The 19,035-nt window shown below is 60.8% G+C and carries 20 protein-coding genes; 15 read left to right on the forward strand and 5 right to left on the reverse strand.

Features of this window, described 5'->3' with window-relative positions:
* Window positions 1–98 precede the first annotated feature (98 nt).
* Genes KKO72_RS05150 through KKO72_RS05165 form a run of 4 tightly spaced genes read left to right on the forward strand, consistent with a single transcriptional unit; the run spans window position 99 to window position 2,150 of the window.
* Window positions 99–782: an energy transducer TonB gene (locus KKO72_RS05150; protein WP_251140459.1), complete on the forward strand. Its 684-nt coding sequence runs from the start codon at window positions 99–101 to the stop codon at window positions 780–782.
* Between the two features lie 29 nt (window positions 783–811).
* The gene (locus KKO72_RS05155) at window positions 812–1,528 is read left to right on the forward strand and encodes a MotA/TolQ/ExbB proton channel family protein (RefSeq protein WP_214936089.1); all 717 of its coding nucleotides are present in this window, start codon (window positions 812–814) and stop codon (window positions 1,526–1,528) included.
* A 2-nt stretch (window positions 1,529–1,530) separates the two neighbouring features.
* On the forward strand, window positions 1,531–1,941 hold the full coding sequence (locus tag KKO72_RS05160) for a biopolymer transporter ExbD (protein ID WP_214936091.1): 411 nt from the start codon (window positions 1,531–1,533) through the stop codon (window positions 1,939–1,941).
* Window positions 1,941–2,150 carry a hemin uptake protein HemP gene (locus KKO72_RS05165; protein WP_214936093.1) on the forward strand — a complete coding sequence of 70 codons (210 nt, stop codon included), beginning with the start codon at window positions 1,941–1,943 and terminating at the stop codon, window positions 2,148–2,150. Before KKO72_RS05160 ends, KKO72_RS05165 begins: the two co-directional genes overlap by 1 nt.
* Before the next feature lie 62 nt (window positions 2,151–2,212).
* Here the strand turns inward: KKO72_RS05165 and KKO72_RS21355 are convergent, their stop codons facing one another.
* On the reverse strand, window positions 2,213–3,463 hold the full coding sequence (locus KKO72_RS21355; RefSeq protein WP_214936095.1) for a DUF2325 domain-containing protein: 1,251 nt from the start codon (window positions 3,461–3,463) through the stop codon (window positions 2,213–2,215).
* A 192-nt stretch (window positions 3,464–3,655) separates the two neighbouring features.
* On the opposite strand from KKO72_RS21355, the gene KKO72_RS05175 reads away from it, so the two are divergent.
* From KKO72_RS05175 to KKO72_RS05190, 4 genes are all read left to right on the forward strand, one after another.
* Window positions 3,656–4,663: an extracellular solute-binding protein gene (locus KKO72_RS05175; RefSeq protein WP_214936097.1), complete on the forward strand. Its 1,008-nt coding sequence runs from the start codon at window positions 3,656–3,658 to the stop codon at window positions 4,661–4,663.
* 33 nt (window positions 4,664–4,696) lie between these two features.
* Window positions 4,697–6,346: an iron ABC transporter permease gene (locus KKO72_RS05180; RefSeq protein ID WP_214936099.1), complete on the forward strand. Its 1,650-nt coding sequence runs from the start codon at window positions 4,697–4,699 to the stop codon at window positions 6,344–6,346.
* A 5-nt stretch (window positions 6,347–6,351) separates the two neighbouring features.
* The gene (locus KKO72_RS05185; RefSeq protein ID WP_214936102.1) at window positions 6,352–7,419 is read left to right on the forward strand and encodes an ABC transporter ATP-binding protein; all 1,068 of its coding nucleotides are present in this window, start codon (window positions 6,352–6,354) and stop codon (window positions 7,417–7,419) included.
* Between the two features lie 71 nt (window positions 7,420–7,490).
* Window positions 7,491–7,958 (forward strand): PaaI family thioesterase, encoded by a 468-nt coding sequence (locus KKO72_RS05190; RefSeq protein WP_214936106.1) that lies wholly within the window; start codon window positions 7,491–7,493, stop codon window positions 7,956–7,958.
* Between the two features lie 10 nt (window positions 7,959–7,968).
* On the opposite strand, the gene KKO72_RS05195 is transcribed toward KKO72_RS05190, so the two are convergent.
* Window positions 7,969–8,937 (reverse strand): LysR family transcriptional regulator, encoded by a 969-nt coding sequence (locus KKO72_RS05195; RefSeq protein WP_214936109.1) that lies wholly within the window; start codon window positions 8,935–8,937, stop codon window positions 7,969–7,971.
* Between the two features lie 162 nt (window positions 8,938–9,099).
* Between KKO72_RS05195 and KKO72_RS05200 the strand changes: the two genes are divergently transcribed.
* On the forward strand, window positions 9,100–10,170 hold the full coding sequence (locus tag KKO72_RS05200) for a YeiH family protein (RefSeq protein ID WP_251140460.1): 1,071 nt from the start codon (window positions 9,100–9,102) through the stop codon (window positions 10,168–10,170).
* Between the two features lie 123 nt (window positions 10,171–10,293).
* Complete coding sequence (locus KKO72_RS05205) at window positions 10,294–10,821, forward strand: hypothetical protein (protein ID WP_214936115.1); 528 nt, start codon at window positions 10,294–10,296, stop codon at window positions 10,819–10,821.
* A gap of 145 nt (window positions 10,822–10,966) precedes the next feature.
* Here KKO72_RS05205 and KKO72_RS05210 read toward each other — a convergent pair whose 3' ends face one another.
* Window positions 10,967–11,125: a DUF3309 family protein gene (locus tag KKO72_RS05210; protein ID WP_214936118.1), complete on the reverse strand. Its 159-nt coding sequence runs from the start codon at window positions 11,123–11,125 to the stop codon at window positions 10,967–10,969.
* Window positions 11,122–11,694, reverse strand: a complete 573-nt coding sequence (locus KKO72_RS05215; RefSeq protein ID WP_214936121.1) for a bacterioferritin — start codon at window positions 11,692–11,694, stop codon at window positions 11,122–11,124. The genes KKO72_RS05210 and KKO72_RS05215 overlap by 4 nt, the downstream gene beginning before the upstream one ends.
* 211 nt (window positions 11,695–11,905) lie before the next feature.
* Between KKO72_RS05215 and KKO72_RS05220 the strand changes: the two genes are divergently transcribed.
* Entirely contained in the window at window positions 11,906–13,471 is a 1,566-nt protein-coding gene (locus tag KKO72_RS05220; protein ID WP_214936124.1) for a PAS domain-containing methyl-accepting chemotaxis protein, read from the forward strand.
* 81 nt (window positions 13,472–13,552) lie between these two features.
* Here the strand turns inward: KKO72_RS05220 and KKO72_RS05225 are convergent, their stop codons facing one another.
* Window positions 13,553–14,905 carry a sigma-54-dependent Fis family transcriptional regulator gene (locus KKO72_RS05225; protein WP_214936126.1) on the reverse strand — a complete coding sequence of 451 codons (1,353 nt, stop codon included), beginning with the start codon at window positions 14,903–14,905 and terminating at the stop codon, window positions 13,553–13,555.
* A 238-nt stretch (window positions 14,906–15,143) separates the two neighbouring features.
* On the opposite strand from KKO72_RS05225, the gene petA reads away from it, so the two are divergent.
* The 4 genes from petA (at window position 15,144) to KKO72_RS05245 (ending at window position 19,027) form a co-directional block, all read left to right on the forward strand.
* Complete coding sequence (gene petA / locus KKO72_RS05230) at window positions 15,144–15,770, forward strand: ubiquinol-cytochrome c reductase iron-sulfur subunit (protein WP_214936128.1); 627 nt, start codon at window positions 15,144–15,146, stop codon at window positions 15,768–15,770.
* 259 nt (window positions 15,771–16,029) lie between these two features.
* Window positions 16,030–16,647: a hypothetical protein gene (locus KKO72_RS05235; protein ID WP_214936130.1), complete on the forward strand. Its 618-nt coding sequence runs from the start codon at window positions 16,030–16,032 to the stop codon at window positions 16,645–16,647.
* A gap of 3 nt (window positions 16,648–16,650) precedes the next feature.
* Window positions 16,651–18,093, forward strand: coding sequence for a cytochrome c oxidase accessory protein CcoG (gene ccoG / locus KKO72_RS05240; protein WP_214936132.1), 1,443 nt, complete (start codon window positions 16,651–16,653; stop codon window positions 18,091–18,093).
* Between the two features lie 145 nt (window positions 18,094–18,238).
* Window positions 18,239–19,027 (forward strand): sulfite exporter TauE/SafE family protein, encoded by a 789-nt coding sequence (locus KKO72_RS05245; RefSeq protein ID WP_214936134.1) that lies wholly within the window; start codon window positions 18,239–18,241, stop codon window positions 19,025–19,027.
* Window positions 19,028–19,035 lie beyond the last annotated feature (8 nt).

Consider the following 19,035-nt stretch of genomic DNA (forward strand, 5'->3'; position numbering starts at 1 on the left):
TGTTATTTACTTCGAAAGGGCTGTTTCATGAACACACTTTTCATTCTTGGGGGCAGTGCGGTCATGGTTTTTGTGGCGGCGGCCTGGGTTTTGCGCAAATGAGGTCTTTGACACAGCGTCGCTCAACCTGGTTGTCGATGACGGCCGCAGACCGGCGACCTTTTGTGGTGGTGGCCTATGTGCTGGTGTTTCACGCGCTGGCCTTGTGGGCGCTGCAAAGTGGCTTGTTGCGTCAGGCGGTTGAGATGGTGGTGCCGGTACAAATGCTGAGTGAGTTCGTTGAGCCACCTGCACCCCGTGTGATGCCGCCTGCGCCGCCAGTGGTGGTCAAACGACCGGTGACACAAACCAAAATCCCCGTGGTGCCACAAACACTGGCCGTACGGACCGACACCCCGGCGCCTGAAGCCTGGACGGTGCCGGTTGTACCCGTTGCGCCACCGGCACCCATCGCAGCCCCCGTGGAGTCGCCGACACCGGCACCTCCCGCACCTGTGAGTGTGGTGTTGCCTTCCAGTGATGCGGACTATTTACAGAACCCTAAGCCGGTGTACCCCTTGGCCAGCAAGCGCCGTGGTGAGCAGGGTTTGGTGATTCACAGTGTGTTGATTGGTACCGATGGCCTGCCGGTGAGTGCCCGATTGGTGAAGTCCAGTGGGTTTGATGCACTGGATCAGGCTGCTCTGACCGCAGTGATGCGATGGCGTTACATCCCGGGCAAACGCAATGGCGTGCCCACCACCATGTCTTTTAACGTGCCCATCAATTGGGTGCTTGAGTAACTTAGTTTTTTTAATCAGGAGTGTTGTCAATGGAATCGCAATTCGGCATCGTCAATGTCTGGACCCAGGGTGACTGGGTGACCAAGGGGGTGGCTGTGCTGTTGCTGCTGATGTCAATGGCCAGCTGGATCGTGATTGCACTCAAAACGCTGGACATCATCAAATACCGCAAGCAGGCCAGACAGGCGGTGGACTTCTGGCACAGCGAAGACTTTGCCGCTGCCTTGGATAAACTGGGTTCGGATCCGTCGGACCCGTTTCGCCAGATCGTTCTTGAAGGTCGGGAAGCTGCCGCACACCACCGCAACAGCAAGGTGCATCTGCATGACAGTCTGGATGTCAGCGACTGGGTGACACGTTGCCTGCGCAATGCCATGGATGAGATCACGGCACGCCTGCAGTCTGGCTTGGCGATTCTGGCGTCGGTGGGGTCAACCGCACCTTTTGTGGGTCTGTTTGGCACGGTGTGGGGCATCTACCATGCGCTTCTCAGTATTGGTATGTCGGGTCAGTCGACCATCGACAAAGTGGCCGGTCCGGTGGGTGAAGCCTTGATCATGACGGCGTTGGGCCTGGCGGTGGCGATTCCGGCGGTGCTGGGTTACAACGCCCTGGTGCGTGGCAACAAGGCGATCCTGAACAAGCTGGGCAGCTTTGCCCATGATCTGCACGCCTTCTTTGTAACGGGGGCACGGGTGAATTCGACCGGTGCCAGCAATGTTGTGGTGATGAAGAAGGGGGCCTGAGCATGGCTTTTGGAACCCAATCCGATGCAGACGATGTGATGAGCGAGATCAACATGACACCGCTGGTGGATGTCATGCTGGTGTTGCTGATTATTTTCATCATCACCATTCCGGTGATGAAGCACTCGGTCAATGTGGACTTGCCGGTTGCAGCCAACCAGCAGCAAGTGGTTTTGCCGCAGACCATTCGGCTCAGTGTGGACGCGCAGGGCCAGTACTACTGGAACGAAGCCCTGGTAAGTGAGTCTGCTTTGCCGGGTTTGTTACAAACCGAGGCCGCGCGTGAGCCGCAACCCGAGTTGCACTTGCGGGGTGACAAGGCGGTGCGTTATGAACGTGTGGCGCAAGTGATGGCGGCCGCACAGCGGGCAGGCTTGCGCAAAATCGGTTTTGTCACGGAGCCCGGGCAGTGATGGCACAGCAGTCTGCTCACGATACCCAGGCAGGGGTTGCCGCCCAACCTTTGGGGGCACAGTCTGCCAACCTGCGTGGTCTGGGCTCGCCAGCGCCTGTGTCCAGCGCCGCAGTATTGCGTGGTTTCAGGTCGGTGCCGATCGAGCATGAGGGTGTGATTTACCGCCTGCAGGTCACCAAACTGGGCAAACTTATCCTGACCAAATAAGCCAGCACCAAACCCAGGCCGTCAACGGTCTGGGTTTGGTCAATCCATCCGGGTGCAGCAACTCATGCCACAGCGGTGTGCTGTAACTCCGACAGGGCGCGTTTGAGGCTGGCAGTACCTGGGTTTTCCACAAACAGGCATTGTTTGCCGGTACGTTTGCAGTGGTCTTTGACGCGCCAATAGGCGTTGTGGCTGATACAACCGGTCTGGCAGATCACCAGATCGGCCGCTGCCAGCGTGGTGTCGAGTTTGGTCAGGCTTTCTTCTTCACCACCATCGTGGTGGGCAAATCGGGCGCCAACACTTTCAATGATGTCGCGGTACTGCGGCACACTGGCTGTGCGCCCACCCACACACAATACGGCACGGTCCTCCAGTTGGACGGGTTTGAGAGGGGCAGATGCTGCATCCGTGAGCGCTGCGTCGGTCTGCGGCGCCAGGCGTTTGAGTTCAGCAGCCTGGATGTCGATCACGCGGCTGTTGCGCTCATTGTCCTGTTGTGCCTGCTGCAAGGCACGTTCCAGGGCCTGGATCTGTTTGGCTTGTTGGGCCAGGTCCGCCGCCTGTTTGGTGCGGCATGCCAGGTCTGGCACCGAGGCCTCCAGGGCACTCAACTGTTGTTGCAAGCTGGCCAGGCGGGTGTCACGGGTGATCACTTCGGTGCGCAGCTGTAAAACTTGGTCTTGCAGCATCTTGAGGCGGTTCGCCCCCTCGCTGGCCAACTGGCCGATGCGTTGTTGCGCATTGGCCAGCTCACGTGTCAGCGTGGTGTTGTGATCTGTCAGGGTTTGCAGGCGTTGCAGGTCAGCGCGTTGTGCGGCACCCACCTGGTGTTGCAGCATGTGCACTTCACCGAGGATCTGGCGCTCCAGGTCAGTACTGCAGCGCGGATGTGTCAATGCGGCCCAGAGCGGGCCAGCCAGGTCTTTTTGTGAAGCCTCATTCCACCAGTGGCCCAGCGCCTCGGTGGTTTTGACGCTGGCGGCCTGACGTATTGCCAGGGCATATCGCTGCTCCAGTTCGCGCTGCATGCCTTCGGCCAAGGGGGTGCGACTGCCACATTGCCCCACGGCGCCAGAATGCAGGGCGTAATCGGTGTCGACGTTGTGCCCGCGAAATGTCTTGTTCACCACCCGCCGCAGGACCGGAATCGGCAGGCAGACACCAATCACCGGGCAAAACGCGCGGTCTTCCAGTTCCCACAGCTTGCGTCGGCGTGAGCCTGTGGTGGTCTGAACGGTCGCAGCTGTTTCGACAGCTGGATTGGCCTGCTTGGTGGCGGTATGGTCAGCGATGGCGTGGGTTTGGCACACAAGGCTCTCCTGTTTCTGGGTTCACGAAGCGGGTGGCTGGCACCTTGCACCTTAGGGGGCAGGTTGCATTGGTTTAAATGAGAGTTATTCCCATTGGCGATGGATTATGCATGATTTCCCTACAAGTGATAACTATTCGCATTCGATGTAAGATGAACGCTCTGTCAACAACTTGCTGAAGGACCTTCCGACATGACATTTCCGCCACTGATGGCCGCCGTTGTTCTGGCCGCTACTGCATTGAGTGCATCCGCCGAAGACGTGGTGGTGTATTCCGCCCGCGCCGAGCAGTTGATCAAACCGCTGTTTGATGCCTACACCCGTGACACCGGTGTTCAGATCAAGTTCATCACCGGTGCCGAAGGCCCGCTGATGGAGCGCCTGAAGGCTGAGGGGCAGAACACCCCCGCCGACATGTTGCTCACGGTGGATGCCGGCAACTTGTGGCAAGCGTCGCACCAGGGTCTGTTGCGCCCGGTCCAGTCCAAGGCCTTGCAGGACAACGTGCCCGCCCACCTGCGCGACCCGGGCAACGAGTGGTTTGGCCTGTCGGTGCGCGCACGCACCATTGTTTACAACACCACCATGGTGAAGCCGTCCGAGCTGTCGACCTATGAAGACCTGGCTGACCCCAAGTGGAAAGGGCGCCTGTGCCTGCGCACTGCCAAGAAGGTCTACAACCAGAGTCTGGTGGCGATGATGATCACCGAGCACGGTGAACCCAAAACCGAGGCGATTGTGAAAGGTTGGGTCAACAACCTAGCCACCGCACCTTTTGCCGATGACACCAAGGCCATGGAGGCGGTCGCCAACCGCCAATGTGCGGTCGCGGTGGTCAATACCTATTACTATGGCCGCTTGATGGCGACCCAGCCCAAATACCCGCTGGCGATTTTCTGGCCCAACCAGAACCTGACGTCCAAAGAAGCGGGTGTCCACGTCAATGTGTCTGGCGCGGGTGTGACACGGCATGCCAAAAACCCGGCTGGCGCACAAAAGCTGATCGAATGGCTGTCGTCAGATCGGGCACAAAACTTGTTTGCCGACAACAACCTGGAGTACCCGGTGAACCCCAAGGTCAAGCCTGCGGACACCGTGGCTGCCTGGGGCAGCTTCCAGCCGAACCTGATCAATGTGAAAGAAGCGGGTAGTCTGCAGGCGCAGGCCGTCAAGCTGATGGACCGCGTCGGTTACAAGTGATCCGGGGTGTCTGTGCCTGAGGGCAGTATCTCCTTGCCGACCGCATTCACTGCGGTCACCGCCCCCCAAAAGCGCTTTCGGGTCGACGGCTGGGTCCTGTTTGCGCTGCTGCTGGCCGCGCTGGTCTTGGTGCCGGTGGCGGTCAGCCTGTCGTCGTTCGCCCGGATCGACGGCTCAATCCTGTCGCACCTCAGTGAGTTTGTGTTGCCGGAGCTGCTGGTCAACACCTTCTGGCTGTTGTTGGGTGTTGGCTTCGGGGTGACGCTGCTGGGGGTGTCACTGGCCTGGCTGGTGGCCATGTGTGAGTTTCCGGGGCGTCGCCTGTTTGACTGGGCGCTGCTTTTGCCGCTGGCGCTACCTGCCTATGTGACGGCCTTTGTCGCCATCGACTTGCTGGACTTCAGCGGCCCGTTGCTGAGTTGGTTGCGTGAAAGCTGGGGCATCACCGGCCTGCCTGAAGTGCGTTCTCGCGGCGGGGTGGTGATGGTGCTTTCGTTGGCGCTTTACCCCTATGTTTACCTGATCTCTAAAAACGCCTTTGCCACCCAGGGGGCGATGGCCTTGGAGGCGGCGCAGTCGCTGGGTTTGTCGCGCACGCAAGGTTTTGTCCGGGTGGCGCTGCCGATGGCGCGGCCATGGATCGTGGCTGGCCTGATGCTGGCACTGATGGAGACCCTGGCCGACTTCGGCACTGTGGCTATTTTCAACATCGACACCTTCACCACCGCCATCTACAAGGCCTGGTACAGCCTGTTTTCTTTGCCAGCGGCCGCCCAACTGGCCTCGGTACTGATCTTGTTTGTGCTGGTGGTGGTGGTTCTGGAGCAGCGTTCACGCGCCCAGATGCGTTATGCGGCGGTGGGGCGCAGCGGTGTATCGCGCCGCATTGTGTTGTCACCGGTCATGGCTGCGCTGGCTTCCCTCTACTCGGGGCTGGTGCTGCTGCTGGCGTTTGGGGTGCCGGTGGCCCAACTGGTGGTGTGGACGCTGGATGTGGCGGTGCAAGACCTGGACGCCCGTTATTGGTCTTTTGCCTGGCACTCCCTTATATTATCTGGGCTGGGTGCTCTGTTAGTTGTAGTGTTCTCGGTGCTGCTGGCGTATGCCGGTCGCCAGCGGCCCAGCGCCTTGATGCGCTGGACGCAGCGCCTGGCCACGCTGGGTTACGCCTTTCCGGGTGCTGTGCTGGCGGTGGGGCTGTTCATTCCGGTGGCGGCTCTGGACAATGTCTTGATTAACCTGGCGCGTGACTGGTTTGGTTTTCAGGGCACCGAGATTTTCAAAGGCTCTCTGCTGGTGATGTTGCTGGCCTATCTGGTGCGTTTCTTGGCGGTGGGTTTTGGCCCGATGGACAGTGGGCTGCAGCGCATCACCCGCAATGTGGATGAAGCGGCCCGCAGCCTGGGCACGCGCACCAGCCGACTGCTGGCGCGGGTGCACCTGCCGATGTTGCGCGCCAGCCTGAGCACCGCCGCTGCGCTGGCTTTTGTTGACATCATGAAAGAGATGCCGATCACCCTGATGACCCGCCCGTTTGGCTGGGACACGCTGGCGGTGCGGGTGTATGAGATGACCTCCGAGGGCCAGTGGGAGCGCGCGGCGCTGCCGTCGCTGGCGATTGTGCTGGTGGGGCTGGTCCCGATTTTGTTTTTGACCTGGCGCGCGGATAACCTGCGCTGTTGATCTTTATGCCTGAATTGTTGCTTCAAGCGGTGTCGCAGTCTTACGGCACCCGCCCGGTCATCACCGACCTGAGTTTTTCCCTGGAGAAGGGTGACATCGGTTGCCTGCTCGGGCCATCGGGCTGTGGCAAAACCACCGCGCTGCGCTGTATTGCGGGCTTTGAGCCGATCCAGCAGGGTGAGGTGGCCATTGGCAACACCCTGGTCAGCCGACCCGGCTGGATGCTGGCCGCCGAACAACGTGGTGTGGGCATGGTGTTCCAGGACTACGCGTTGTTCACCCATTTGACGGTGGCCAACAACGTCGCTTTTGGCCTGCACGGCCAGTCCAAGGCTGCTGCGGCGGCGCGGGTGGCAGAGCTGCTGGCGCTGGTGGGGCTGAGTGGCCAGGCTAACCAGTTCCCGCACCAGCTCTCAGGCGGGCAGCAGCAGCGGGTGGCCCTGGCGCGTGCGCTGGCGCCACGCCCGCGTCTGATCCTGATGGACGAGCCGTTTTCCAACCTTGATGTGGAGTTGCGTGAGCGCTTGTCGATTGAGGTGCGTGACATCCTCAAACGTGAAGCCAGCACTGCGCTCATCGTCACCCACGACCAGCACGAGGCGTTTTCCCTGGCCGACTGGGTGGGTGTGATGCACCAGGGCCGCATCCAGCAGTGGGACACGCCCTACAACCTGTACCACCGACCGGTCAACCGTTTTGTCGCCGACTTTGTCGGGCAGGGTGCTTTTTTGCCGGGTGAGGTGTTGGGCCAGCAGCAGGTGTCGATTGAACTGGGTGTGCTGGACGCCCGGGTGCCGGTGTCATGCCGCCCGACGGTCGGCCCGGACGGAACCCACAGTTGTCTGGTGGACGTGTTGCTGCGGCCCGATGACATCGAGCATGACGACAGCAGCCCGTTGTTGGCCAGGGTCGAGAGCAAGGCGTTTCGGGGGGCCGAGTTTTTGTATGGTTTGCTGCTGCCCAGCGGCCAACGCGTGTTGTCGCTGGTGCCCTCGCACCACAACCACGCGGTGGGTGAACAGATTGGCATCCGCCTTGCGGCGGACCATGTGGTGGCCTTCCCGGCCGATTGACTCGTTTGGGTGCCGGGGCGCTGGCTGCTACATTTGGCCCGCTGTTGCCCCTAACCCTTGCAGGATGCCCCATGAAAGCTTTTCAAGAGTATTACCCTGACAACCTGTCGCACTGTTATGGCTGTGGTGCCAACAACGAGCATGGTCACCGTATCAAAACCTATTGGGATGGGGATGAGACAGTGACCCGTTTCACCCCCGAGCCGTATCACACCGCTGTGCCGGGTTACACCTACGGCGGCTTGCTGGCCTCGCTTATCGACTGCCACGGCACCGGCACTGCTGCAGCGGCGATGTACCGGCAAGAGGGTCGGGCGATGGACAGCCTGCCAGCGTTCCGGTTTGTGACCGGCTCTCTGCATGTGGACTACCTCAAACCAACCCCGATCAACGTCACGCTGGAGATTCATGGCCGCATCAAGGAGATCAAGGGCCGCAAGGTGGTGGTAGAGGCGACGGTCTACGCCGATGGTGTAGCCACCGCCCGGGGTGAGGTGGTGGCGATCCAGATGCCGGACAACTTCGGTGCAGCGGCTTGACACACAGCGTTCAATAACTTGGGGCCAAAGCCGCACGCGCAGTGGCATACAGGTTGGCCTGCGTCACAAAATGGCGCAGCGCCGGCGTGTGGCTTTTGTCCCGGTGGACCACCAGGTAACACTGGCGACGCATGCTTGGCAAAGGGCTGGTGACCACCTGCAGCCGCCCGGTCGCGATGAAGTCTGCCACCACCCAGTGTGACAGGCAGGCCACGCCCAGGCCCTCGGCAGCAGCCAGCTTGATGGCTTCTGAGCTGCCCAGCACCAAGCTGCGCTGGTAAGAGTTCAGGTAGGGCAACAGCAGCTGGTCGGTGCTCTCGCGGGTGCCTGAGCCCTGTTCACGCAGTAACCAGACCCGCTCGCGCAAGGTGTCGAGCGACACGGTGGACACCTCGGCTGTTTGGGCATTTGCATCTTGCGGGTCAATCTCGCGCGGAGTGTCCGGGGCGCTCACCAACAGCAGTTCATCCTGCAACCAGGGGGTCATGTTCAGTGTGGGTTGGTGTGCGGGCCCTTCGATCAGGCCCACATCCAGCTCAAAGGCCGCGACCGCATCACACACCACCTCCGTGTTGCCAATCAGCACATGCGACTGCCAGGCGCTGGTTGGCGCAGCTGACTGCTGCAGAAACTGGCGCAACAAGCTTGGCAGCACATAGTTGCCTATGGTGGTGCTGGCGCCAATGCGCAGGGTGTGTGCCTGGGCCAGACCATCCTGGGCGCTCTGCTCAATGGTGATGGCTGCATCCAGCAAGGCTTGTGCACGAGGCAGCAGGGCGCGGCCGTTGTTGTTGAGCAGCAGGCGCTTGCCACTGCGGTCGAACAGGCTTTGTGACAGCAGGCGCTCCAGCTCGTTGATGGCCGAGCTGGTGGCCGACTGGGACAGCGCCAGGTGTGTGCTGGCTGCTGTGGTGCTGCCACAGCCCGCCACGGCCGCAAAAATCTGCAATTGGCGCAGGGTCAGACGCAAAACAGACATGGTGTGGGTGGGTTGTATAGCGATTGGATAGCTAATTATTAGCTGAATAAGCTGTTTTACAAATAAATAGCGGCGTCCTACAGTCGCTGAACACTTGTTTTCCCGTTCAGCAACACCATGACCCGCAGCGACTTGGCACAGCTTGCCCATCCCCTGATACCCATGACACACATACGCCCAGTTCTGCAGCGTTATGCGCCGGGTGTGTTGCTCAGCGGCGCCTTGGCCGGTGTGGCGATGGCATTGGGTCAGCTGGACTGGCTGCGCAAGCATGGCCTGAGTGCCCTCAGTCTGGCGATCTTGCTGGGGATCTTGCTCGGCAACACGGTGTATGGGCGCTTGGCTGCGCCCTGTGCGCCCGGTGTGACGGTGGCCAAACAAAAGCTGCTGCGCCTGGGCATTGTCCTGTACGGCCTGCGCCTGACGCTGCACGATATCGGTCAGGTGGGCCTGGCCGGGGTGCTGATCGATGCGCTGGTGCTGGGCTCGACCTTCACGCTGGCTTACCTGTTGGGCACACGCTGGCTAAAGCTGGAGCCCAACGCAGCCATCTTGATCGGTGCTGGCAGTTCGATTTGTGGTGCGGCAGCGGTCATGGCGACCGAGCCGGTGCTGCGGGCCCGCGCCGAACATGTCACCGTGGCGGTTGCCACGGTGGTGGTGTTTGGCACGCTGGCCATGTGGGTGTATCCTTGGCTGTTTGCGCTGAACCAGCACTGGCCGGTGGTTGGCGGAGGTGTCCATGGTTTTGGCCTGTACGTTGGATCGACCATTCACGAAGTGGCCCAGGTGGTGGTGGCCGCCCACTCGGTGGACAGCGCGGCAGCCGACACGGCCGTCATCACCAAAATGGTGAGGGTGATGATGCTGGCCCCGTTTCTGATGGGGCTGTCAGTCTGGCTGGCGTGTCATCAGCGCCCTGCACCGCAGCCTGACCCGCTTTGTGAAGCGAGGGGCAGGTGGTCAAACATCAGCATTCCGTGGTTTGCCTTCGCTTTCATCGCCGTGGTGGCCTTCAACTCCCTGCAGTGGCTGCCGCACCCGGTGGCGGTGTGGGTCACTGAGGTCGACACGGCCTTGCTGGCCATGGCGATGGCCGCCCTGGGTTTGACCACCCACTTGTCGGCCGTTCGCCAGGCGGGATTCAAACCTTTGCTACTGGCAGGTGTGCTGTTTGTCTGGCTGGTGCTGGGCGGTGCTTTGATCCATCGCGTGGTGTTGTCGCTGCTGTAGTGCTGGCTTGGGGGCTTTTCTGGGCGTTGCTTGGTAGAGCGTCAGCACGAGGAGGTAAGCTCTGTACACGCCCCACTTTAGGCCGCGTCATAGTCCTTCTTCATCATTTTTTGAGCGATGTCCATGTTTCCATTTGTTCCCGCGGCCCAGTCCACGCGGCGTGCCTTCAGCGCGCTGATGGTCACCAGCCTGCTCGCCGCAACCGCTGGCCTGCCCACGGTGGCAAGCGCACAAACCGCATCCACCGTGCAGGTGGGCCAACGTGTGCCTGCGCTGGCACTCAAAGACCAGCACGACAAGCCATGGCAGATGGACACCGACACCCGTTTGCTGATGTTTTCGGCCAGCCGCCAGGCCTCCAACCTGGTGCAGGAGGTGTTGCACAAGCTGCCGCCAGACCAGTTGACCCGCAAAAACGCGGTGTATCTGGCCGACATGGGCAAGATGCCCGGGATCATCACCCGAACCTTTGCGCTGCCTGCGCTGAAGAAATTGCCTTACCCGATCGGTGTGTCCACCGATGAGGCCACACTCGCCGCCTGGCCGCGCCAAGCCGATGCGGTGACGCTGATTGAGCTGGACCAAAACCAGGTCAAACGCATCAGCTTTGTCAGCACCGAAGCGGATCTGCGCGCTGCGCTGGAACGCTGATTTTGTGAAAAATTGCCTTCTGACCGTTGATTTATAAGAACAAATAGCTATCTAGTTGATAGCTATTTCTTGAAATATTTCGGTGATGACCTCGCATGAGGCCTGTATCTGGCTGGGCTTGGCTCAGCCGCTGTTCACACCGGATTCAGATCCGCCCCAGCACCAGCAAGATCACGATGATCAGCACCACCAACCCGATGCCGCCGCTGGGTCCATAACCCCAGCTTCGGCTATGCGGCCAACTGGGTATCGCGCCAATCAGCATCAGGATTAGAACAATCAGAAGAATGGTGCTGATGCTCATGGCTTGTCCTTGGTTTGGGTTTGGGAAGGGGCGGGTGGTAGCCCGTCCAACAGGTCAGCCAGCTCGTCGGCGTGTTCTTCCTCGACCGCCAGAATCGACTCCAGCAGGCGCCGTGTGGTCGGGTCCTGGTCAGACAGGTAAACGATGTCACGGCGGTAGCTGTCGATGGCGATGCGCTCGGCAATCAGGTTTTCAGAAATCATGTCGGACAGGTTCTTACCGTCCGTGTAGTCGGCGTGGCTACGTTCCAGCAAGGTGGCTGGCGAAAAATCAGGTTCACCGCCGAGCTGCACGATGCGCGCCGCAATCTGGTCGGCATGGCCCATTTCCTCGTTGGCGTGTGCCAGAAATTCGGCGGCCACAGCCTGGGAGTGGATGCCGCGCGCCATGAAATGGTGGCGGCGATATCGCAGCACACACACCAGCTCAGTGGCCAGGGCTGCGTTGAGCCGCAGCAACACCTGCGGGCGATCAGCGGCGTAACCCGGTGTGACCGCACCTTGTTCAATGTGGATGCCCGCTTGCTGCCGCAAACTGTCGGGCCGGGTCGTTTGGGTGGGGTGGTTCATGGTGTCCTTGTGTATTGGCTAAAAACAAGCCGATGGTGGCTGTGCCGGAACGGGCTGTCTGTGTGATGTCGCACAAATGCCGCAGGCCATCGCGTTGTGACTGTGGTGTTTTGGCAAAAATGAACCCGTTTGATATAGAACAAACCTAGGGTTTACACGCTCCCTGATAGTCGCGGTTCTGTGTTTGTCGTTGCCACAAGTTGTTTCAAGAATGAAAATAAACCTTCCTGTCACCCAGCGTGAGTTTGAGCTTGAAGACGGCGTCACGCTGGTGTCCACCACCGATACCAAAGGCATCATCACCCACTGCAACCAGGCATTTGTGCAAGCCAGTGGTTTTGACTACACCGAACTGCTGGGCCAGCCGCATGACATCGTGCGCCACCCGGATGTGCCACCCGAGGCGTTCAAGGACTTGTGGGGCACCATCGGGCGTGGCAGGCCGTGGTCTGGCATTGTCAAGAACCGCCGCAAAAACGGTGACCACTACTGGGTGCAGGCCAACGTGGTGCCGGTGATGGAAAACGGCAAACCCTGCGCCTACATGTCGGTCCGGCTCAAGCCCACACGTGCGCAAATCCAGGCGGCCGAACAGGCCTACGCACTGCTGCACGCCCAGCGCGCCAGCGGCAAGGTCCGCGTCAGGCTGCATGCGGGTGGTCTGCGCCAAGTGGGCTGGCGCGACTGGGCGGGCAAATTGCACCGCATCACGCTGAGCCAGCGCACCGGCCTGGGGTTGTTAATGATCCTGGTGCTGGCCTTGTTGCCCACCTGGGTGTTGGCCGGGCAAGATGTCCAGACCTTGCTGGCGGCCCAGGGGGCTGCGGGCTTGGTGGGTGCTGGTTTGTTCTGGGCCTGGTTTCGCCGGGCCCTGGTGCACCCCATCAACAAGGCCACTCGTTTGGCCAATGACCTGGCCTGCTGTAACCTCAATGGCCAGATTGACTACAACAACACCAGCCCGCTGGGGGCGTTGATGCGCCGTTTGTGGCTGAGCAACCTCAACATGCGCGCCATCGTGGCCGATGTCCGCGCCGAGGTCAGAGGCGCCAACCTGGCGGCACAAGACATCCATCAAGGCAGTGTGGAGCTGTCCACCCACACCGAGACCCAGGCCGGTGAGGTCGAAAAAACGACCTCGGCCGTGCGCGAGATTGCCAACACCGTCCAACGCACCGCCGACACCGCACATGCCTTGTCGACCCTGAGTACCAATGCCAGCGCCATGGCCAGCGAGGGTGCGCGGGCGATTGACCAGGTGTCGGCCTCGATGCATGCCATCGAGTCCTCGTCGGACCGCATCACCGAGATCATTGAGGTGATTGAGAAACTGGCCTTCCAAACCAATTTGCTGGCGCTCAATGCGGCGGTGGAGGCCGCCCATGCGGCCGAACATGGCCGTGGTTTTGCCGTGGTGGCCGCCGAGGTGCGGGCCCTGGCGCAGCGCAGCAGCACCGCAGCGCAGCAGATTCGCCAGCTGATCCACGATTCGGTCGAACAGGTGTCACAGGGCACCCTCACGGTGGACGTGGCCGCCACCACCATCCGCACGGCGGTGGATGCGGTGTGTGAGGTGTCGGCCCGGCTCGGCGAGATCACTCAAGCCACCCAGGACGAGGCCGCCGGGGTGACGCAAATCAGTGAGGCGATGCACTTGCTGGATGTGGTCACCCAGCAAAACGCAGAGTTGGCCCAACAGGCCAGCGCTGACTGCGAGGGCTTGACGGCCCGCGCTGACACGCTGGTGCGCGCGGTCAAGGTCTTCCAGATGCGCTGAAGCCCAGAAATTTGAAAAAAATGGCCTCTAGCCCTTATTAAAAAAGGGCGAGTAGCTATATTCTTGGTAGTGTTTCAGGGCTCAGGTCAGCGCCAGGGCTTTGAGCTTGCGGTACAGCGAGCGTTCGCTGATGCCTAAGCGCGCCGCCAAATCGGCGCGGCTGCCAACATGGGCGTTCACCAAGTCTTGCAGCATGGCGCGTTCGACCGATTTGAGTGTGCCGGCGGCGGCTGTCGGCACAGCGGTGCCCGTCAGTATCGCACTTGGGCTGTTCAGGTTCGGCGGCGAGAAAACGGTTCGCGGGCGCCCACCTGACTGCAGGGCCTGTTCGACGTGGGAGGCCTCCAGCACCTCGCCATCACACATCAGCGCCGAGCGCTCCAGCAGGTTACGCAACTCGCGCACATTGCCGGGGTAGTCCTGTTGCTCCAGCAGGCTCAGAGCTGCCGGGCTGAGCTGGAGATTGCGTGGCCCGGCCACCCTTTGCAGCAGTGCCTGGGCCAGCAGCGTTATATCGTCTCGACGTTCGCGCAACGCGGGCAGATGGATCGGGAAGGTGCTCAGGCGGTAATACAAATCCTCACGGAACTTACCCTGGGCCACCATCTCGTCCAGATGGCGGTGGGTGGCTGACACCACCCGGATGTCCGCATGGCGTTGCTCGGCGCTGCCGACGCGCCGGTAGGTGCCGGTCTCCAGCAGGCGCAGCAGCTTGACCTGCATGGTCAGCGGGATGTCGCCCACCTCGTCCAGGAACAGTGTTCCGCCGCTGGCTGCCTCGACCAGCCCGCCACGGGCTGTATTGGCACCGGTGAAGGCGCCGCGCTCGTGGCCAAACAGTTCGGACTCGAACAGGTTCTCGGGCAGGCTGGAGCAGTCCACCGCCACCAGCGCGCGTGCCGCACGCGGGCTGGCCTCGTGCACCGCCTGTGCCAGCAACTCCTTGCCGGTACCGGACTCCCCCAGCAACAGCACCGTGGCCATCGACGGCGCCACCCGCGCCACCATCGTCAGCATCTGCTGGAACGGTGCCGATCGGCCAATCAGCCCCTGGGTTCGGGATTGGCCCTGCGCCACCCGCAGCGGCTCCATCTTCTCGATGAAAAACGCTTGTTCACCGTCGGCGTTGAGCAAGGGTGCCAGTTCGATATTGACATATTCCTCCCCTTTGGCGCTGTGGTGCAGGTGCAGCACCCGTTCACGCTGGCCCGACTCGCGCGCCTTGAGCAGGGGACAGGATTCACCGGCCTGGTCACACGGCAGATGGAAGTGGTGCGACACCTCATAACAGGTGCGCCCGACCACGCTGCGCTCCGGGCTGAACTGGCGCCGGTAGGCGGCATTGGCGGCCAGGATGCGGTATTGCGTGTCAAACAGGATGTGTGGCTCGGGCAGCCCCTCCAGGAAAGACATGAGCTCAGGCAGTGGTTTCATCAGGTGGGTTCAGCGCAGGGTGTGGTGTGTTTGTGAGTGTATGCCAGCTGACTGCCAGTCTGTCAAATCTGGCAGTGTTTCCCCCGGGGTGGAACCTGATTGTTTTGATCAACTTTTTAAGTGCTTGAAATAGAAGGGGTTTTTGAATTTCTTGGCGTGGCACGTTTATTGATACCCAACAGGGGAGTACCTGATTTATCGGGTGCTGCTTTCCCTTTTTGTACTTCAGGAGAATGTGATGTCTGCTTCCAACACCTTTGAAGCGCTGGCTGCCAATGCCAGTGATCATGATGCCGAGCGTCGCAGCATGGTGCTGTTGACGGCGGCGGTGGCCGGGGTGGCTACGGTGGGCGTGGCCATTCCCCTGGTCGCCAGCTTTTCTCCGAGTGAGCGGGCGCTGGCCAGCGGGGCCGCCGTGGAGGCCGATATCTCAGACTTGGCACCGGGCGCCATGAAAACTGTGGAATGGCGCGGCAAACCGGTCTGGATCGTGCGCCGGACCGAAGAAACGCTGGCTGACCTGGCCACACTGGATGAGCGGCTGGTGGACCCCAGGTCAGAGGTCAAGAGCCAGCAGCCCGCTTATGCCCAAAATACCAGCCGTTCGATCAAACCCGAATATCTGGTGGCAGTGGGCATTTGTACCCACCTGGGCTGCTCACCCAGCGCTGTGGCCAAGGGCACGGCCAACCCAGGGGTGGGCCAGGACTGGAACGGCGGCTTCTTCTGTCCCTGCCACGGGTCGACCTTTGATTCGGCCGGACGTGTGTTCAAGAACAAACCCGCCCCCACCAATCTGGAGATCCCACCCCACAAATACCTGTCAGACAGCCGGCTGCTGATTGGTGAAGGCGAGCTTGCCTGAATCTGAGCCAATGGCCCGTTTGCTGTGGCCATTAGATTGCTGACATTTTTGGCAGTCTGTTCTGACAAATAGCGCTTTGTGACAGGCGCGCTCGTCGTGCGTGGGGCGCGGGTGTTGGCTAAGTGCTTGATTCTGTTGGGCGCTGGTTGCGTGCGTCCGCTGGCACGTTTCTTGATTTATGTCTAGAAAATGACATCGGCGGCCATGATCAACAACACACCAGACAGCCACCAGCGCCAGCCGCTGCGGGGTGCATGACATGTACTTTCGCATCCTCAATGACAGTGACAGCGGCGAGTTCAGTTACCTGCTGGCGGACCACACCCAAGACGCGGTTCTGATTGACCCGCGCGCACGCGATATCCCGGTGCTGTTGGCCTTGTTGGCCGAGCGTGACCTGCGCTTGCGCTGGGTGTTGCGAACCCATCAGCATGATGCGTTGCACCCGCATGAGCCTGGTCTGCTGACCAAGCTGGGGGCACCCCTGGTTCAGGGCGAGGTGGCGCAGACCTCGCTGCCGTTTGGCGAGGGGATGATCCGGGTACTGGCTACCCCTGGTCACACCCGCGGCTGTCTGAGTTTTGCCTGGCGCGACCGCGTGTTCTGTGGCGGGCTGTTGGCGGTCACGACCTGTCCCCATCAGTCCTATCCGCATGCGCCGCAGGACCTGTGGGACAGTGTCATGCAAAAAGTTTTTACACTCGCTGACGAAACCTTGCTGTTTGCCGGGCATGAACAGCATGCGCGAGCGGTGAGCACGGTGCTGGAGCAACGGCGTTGGCATCCCTATTTTTCAGGCCTGACCCGTGACGAATTTCTGGCACAGATGGATGCGCTGTCGCAGCGCAGCGTGCCGCCCCCATTTTTTGAGGAATGACGAATGAATGCCGAATTGAAGAATGAGAAGAAGGTGATACCCATCACCCCGGTGCCAACCGAGCCCGAGGCACAGCTGGTATCTTTGTATGCCGCCCACGAAAAAATTTACCCGCGCAGTGTCAAAGGGGTGTTTTCCAACTGGCGCTGGATCATGGTGTGGGTGACGCAGATCATCTTCTACGGTTTGCCCTGGGTAGAGTGGGGCCAGCGCCAGGCCGTTCTGTTTGACCTGGGGGTGCGTCGTTTTTACATCTTTGGTCTGGTCTTGTATCCGCAGGACTTCATCTACCTGACCGGTTTGCTGATCATTGCCGCTTTGTCACTGTTCCTCTTCACTGCGGTGGCGGGTCGGTTGTGGTGTGGTTATGCCTGTCCGCAGACGGTCTACACCGAAATCTTTTTGTGGGTTGAGAAATTTGTGGAAGGGGACCGCTCGGCCCGCATTCGCCGGGACGAAGGCCCGATGACCGCCGAGAAACTGGGTCGCAAAACGGCCAAACACCTGATCTGGGTGCTGATCGGGGTCTGGACCGGGTTCACCTTTGTGGGTTATTTCACGCCCATGCAAGCCATGATGAGCCAGTTGGCGAACCTGGACTTTGGTCCCTGGGAAACATTTTGGGTGCTGTTTTACGGTTTTGCCACTTACGGCAACGCCGGGTTCATGCGGGAACAGGTCTGTAAACACATGTGCCCCTATGCCCGTTTCCAGAGTGCGATGTTTGACAAAGACACCCTGATCGTGACCTACGACGCCGAACGTGGCGAGCCGCGTGGTGCACGCTCCAAGAAGGCAGACCCCACCAAGCTCAACCTGGGTGCCTGTGTCGACTGCAGCCTGTGTGTGCAGGTCTGTCCGACCGGCATTGATATCCGCAAAGGATTGCAGTACGAATGTATTGGCTGTGGTGCCTGTGCCGATGTGTGTGACACCGTCATGGACAAGGTCGGCTACCCGCGTGGTCTGGTCAAGTACTCGACCGAAAACGCCATGCTCAACAAGTGGACACAGAAGCAGACACTGCGTCATGTGTTCCGGCCGCGCATTCTGGTGTACACCGGTATTTTGCTGACGATTGTGTTGGCGATCATGGTCAGCCTGTTCACCCGCACACCGTTCAAGGTGGACGTGGTGCGTGACCGCGGTGTGATGGCGCGCGTGGTGGAAGCGGGCAAAACCGAAAACGTGTACCGCTTGCAGGTGATGAATGCCACCGAAAGTGGCCAGCGTTATCGCTTGTCGGTGGAAGGCCTGCCGGGTTTGGTGCTGACCTCGGAGGAAACGGTCAGTGTGCCCTCGACCGAGGCGCGGACCGTGCCGGTGCGTGTCCAGTTGCCATTTGAGGGTGCCAAACCCGGCTCACACGAGATCCACTTCAAGATTGAGTCGCTGGACAGCCCGGGTGTATTGCTTGAAAAGTCCACCTTCCTCGTGCCAGAGTAAGCGCCACTTTGTACGTGTTTGTCTTGTTGTCAGCTGTTGTCATCGGCGCCCATCTGGCTGAGCTGGGTGGCCATGGGCGGGTGACATCGTTCTGGCTGATGCCTGCTTCCGTCATGGCGACAACCCAAGGCTAAGTGTGGCGCAGATGATGTGGGTTGCATTGTTGGGCACGGTGATCGGCCTGGTGTTGGCCTTCACTGGCGCAGGGGGTGGCATTCTGTCGGTGCCTTTGCTGGTGTTTGGACTGCATCTGTCGGTGCAGCAAGCAGCCCCCATCGGGATGCTGGCGGTGTTCGCCGCGGCCTCGCTGGGGGCCGTCTTGGCCTGGCGTGAAGCGCTGGTGCGCTACCGTGCTGCGGCCTTGATGGGCGCAGCGGGTATGGTGATGGCTCCGTTCGGCGTTTTTCTGGCGCAACACATCCCCAATCGGCCTTTGATCGTGGCTTTCTCCGCCGTGCTGTTGTACAGCGCCTGGCGCAGTCTTGCTGCCCCAGCCACCACCCAGGCGCGAGCGCCTTGTGTGCTGAGCTCCGTGGACCAGCGCTTGATTTGGACACGCCCGTGTGCCCAGGTGTTGGCGGGCACCGGCCTGTTGTCGGGTTTGCTCAGTGGTTTGCTGGGGGTCGGCGGTGGTTTTGTGATCGTGCCAGCCCTGTCGCGTTACACCAATCTGAGCATTCGCAGTGTGCACGCCACCTCGTTGGCGGTGATGGCGCTGGTGTCTTTGAGTGGCGTGGTGTCTGCCACTGCACACGGTGCCATGAACTGGGCCATTGCGCTGCCGTTTGCCGCTGGCGCCATCGTGGCGCTGCTGGCTGGCAGGCGGTTGGCCAGCCGGGTCCACCCCACGCGTCTGCAACAAGTGTTTGCCTGGTTTTGTGTCGGGGTGGCGGTGTTGATGCTGGCCCGGGCGGGAGGTCTGCTGCCGGTGTGAGGGCGCCA

It is taken from the genome of Rhodoferax sp. U11-2br (assembly GCF_018619435.1).
GTDB lineage: Bacteria > Pseudomonadota > Gammaproteobacteria > Burkholderiales > Burkholderiaceae_C > Rhodoferax.

Excerpts from the sequence above, each read along its gene's own strand:
- KKO72_RS05150 (WP_251140459.1), top strand. The coding sequence starts at position 99 with ATGAGGTCTTTGACACAGCGTCGCTCAACCTGGTTGTCGATGACGGCC.
- KKO72_RS05155 (WP_214936089.1), top strand. The coding sequence starts at position 812 with ATGGAATCGCAATTCGGCATCGTCAATGTCTGGACCCAGGGTGACTGG.
- KKO72_RS05160 (WP_214936091.1), top strand. The coding sequence starts at position 1,531 with ATGGCTTTTGGAACCCAATCCGATGCAGACGATGTGATGAGCGAGATC.
- KKO72_RS05165 (WP_214936093.1), top strand. The coding sequence starts at position 1,941 with ATGGCACAGCAGTCTGCTCACGATACCCAGGCAGGGGTTGCCGCCCAA.
- KKO72_RS05175 (WP_214936097.1), top strand. The coding sequence starts at position 3,656 with ATGACATTTCCGCCACTGATGGCCGCCGTTGTTCTGGCCGCTACTGCA.
- KKO72_RS05185 (WP_214936102.1), top strand. The coding sequence starts at position 6,352 with ATGCCTGAATTGTTGCTTCAAGCGGTGTCGCAGTCTTACGGCACCCGC.
- KKO72_RS05190 (WP_214936106.1), top strand. The coding sequence starts at position 7,491 with ATGAAAGCTTTTCAAGAGTATTACCCTGACAACCTGTCGCACTGTTAT.
- KKO72_RS05195 (WP_214936109.1), bottom strand. The coding sequence starts at position 8,937 with ATGTCTGTTTTGCGTCTGACCCTGCGCCAATTGCAGATTTTTGCGGCC.
- KKO72_RS05200 (WP_251140460.1), top strand. The coding sequence starts at position 9,100 with ATGACACACATACGCCCAGTTCTGCAGCGTTATGCGCCGGGTGTGTTG.
- KKO72_RS05205 (WP_214936115.1), top strand. The coding sequence starts at position 10,294 with ATGTTTCCATTTGTTCCCGCGGCCCAGTCCACGCGGCGTGCCTTCAGC.
- KKO72_RS05210 (WP_214936118.1), bottom strand. The coding sequence starts at position 11,125 with ATGAGCATCAGCACCATTCTTCTGATTGTTCTAATCCTGATGCTGATT.
- KKO72_RS05215 (WP_214936121.1), bottom strand. The coding sequence starts at position 11,694 with ATGAACCACCCCACCCAAACGACCCGGCCCGACAGTTTGCGGCAGCAA.
- KKO72_RS05220 (WP_214936124.1), top strand. The coding sequence starts at position 11,906 with ATGAAAATAAACCTTCCTGTCACCCAGCGTGAGTTTGAGCTTGAAGAC.
- KKO72_RS05225 (WP_214936126.1), bottom strand. The coding sequence starts at position 14,905 with ATGAAACCACTGCCTGAGCTCATGTCTTTCCTGGAGGGGCTGCCCGAG.
- petA (WP_214936128.1), top strand. The coding sequence starts at position 15,144 with ATGTCTGCTTCCAACACCTTTGAAGCGCTGGCTGCCAATGCCAGTGAT.
- KKO72_RS05235 (WP_214936130.1), top strand. The coding sequence starts at position 16,030 with ATGTACTTTCGCATCCTCAATGACAGTGACAGCGGCGAGTTCAGTTAC.
- ccoG (WP_214936132.1), top strand. The coding sequence starts at position 16,651 with ATGAATGCCGAATTGAAGAATGAGAAGAAGGTGATACCCATCACCCCG.
- KKO72_RS05245 (WP_214936134.1), top strand. The coding sequence starts at position 18,239 with ATGATGTGGGTTGCATTGTTGGGCACGGTGATCGGCCTGGTGTTGGCC.